The organism is Xanthovirga aplysinae (assembly GCF_009711365.1).
Classification (GTDB): domain Bacteria; phylum Bacteroidota; class Bacteroidia; order Cytophagales; family Cyclobacteriaceae; genus Xanthovirga; species Xanthovirga aplysinae.
Genome location: NZ_SMMB01000407.1, coordinates 1 through 1,460, shown reverse-complemented (window position 1 = coordinate 1,460; position 1,460 = coordinate 1). Strand labels below are relative to the sequence as shown.

Sequence of the window (1,460 nt, the reverse complement as noted above, 5' to 3'; positions counted from 1 at the left end):
GCTCTGATCGCTGTTGCGATAATAGGAGGAGTCATTTTTTATGGGGTAAAACGTTTAAAACCAGTACAAAATGAAGAAAAACCAGAATTATTAACCGAAGAACAGATTGACAGTTTGGAGTTTGCCACAAAGGAGCCAACAATTTTATTTGGTGAAGTGGTGGATTCCATGATGGTCATAGAAGAAAAGGTCAGGCGAAATCAAAATTTATCAGAAATTCTCATTCCCTACAATGTTTCTTTTGCAACCATTGATCGTCTGGCAAGAAATTCCAAAAAAGTATTTGATGTTAGAAAAATTCAAGCGGGGAAAAAGTATACCTTGATTTGCTACCCAGATTCCCTTCAAACGGCCAAAACTTTTATTTACCAGCCGAACCCCATAGAATATTATGTTTTTAACCTCCAAGATTCTCTTAAGGTTTATAAGGGAGAAAAAGAAGTTGAAATTATCAAGAAAGATATCACAGGTGTTATTACTTCCTCCTTGTATGTGGCCATGATGGAAGCCGGGGCCAGCCCTGCTTTAGCCGCCGAATTATCAGATGTTTTTGCCTGGCAAATTGATTTTTTTCGCATCCAGAAAAACGATAAGTTCAAAGTTATTTATGAGGAAAAGCAGGTGGAAGGAGAAGAGGTAGGTATAGGAAAAATTTTGGGTGCTTATTTCCAACATTTTGGAGAGGATTACTATGGAATCTATTATGATCAGGGTGACGGATTAGATTATTTTGATGAAAAGGGAAATAGTTTAAGAAAAGCCTTTTTGAAAGCCCCTTTGAAATATTCAAGAATTAGCTCCCGATTTTCGCGACGTCGTTTTCATCCGGTACAAAAGCGTTATAAAGCTCATTTGGGTACGGATTATGCCGCTCCTACCGGTACACCTATTCTTGCTGTGGGGGATGGTGTTATTCAGTCTGCCACTTATAGTAGGTACAATGGCAATTATGTCAAAATAAGACACAATAGTACCTATTCAACTCAATACCTTCATATGTCAAAAATTGCCAGGGGAATGAGGGCTGGAAGGAAAGTGCGACAGGGCGATGTCATTGGATATGTAGGAAGTACAGGATTGGCTACTGGCCCACACCTTTGCTATCGTTTTTGGAAAAACGGAAAACAGGTGGATGCTTTAAGAGTAAAGATTCCTCCTTCGGAGCCTATACAAGAAAAAAATAAAATTGCTTATTTTGAGATAAGGGATGAGATAATGAATGAATTGGATAACATTAAATTAGGTGCTCCAATGATTAGAGGGGAACTGGCAAGTAAGAAGAATTTCAGCAATTTCGTTTCTGATGAAGAAAATATAGTACAGTTTTCTTCTAGCCTTGAAAGGATTAAACCCTTAGGTAAGTAATGAACAGGAATTAGAATTCCTAGAGTAAACCATTTTGCTGGCTTCTAGCATGATGTAATCGTTTTCCTTTTTACCCAGTAAAAAAGAAAATTTTT

The 1,460-nt window shown here is 37.5% G+C and carries 1 protein-coding gene; it reads left to right on the top strand.

Annotation, left to right across the window (positions count from 1 at the left end; genetic code table 11):
• On the top strand, window positions 1-1,365 hold a 1,365-nt coding region (locus E1171_RS01450; RefSeq protein ID WP_155203365.1), incomplete at its 5' end, for a peptidoglycan DD-metalloendopeptidase family protein.
• Window positions 1,366-1,460 lie beyond the last annotated feature (95 nt).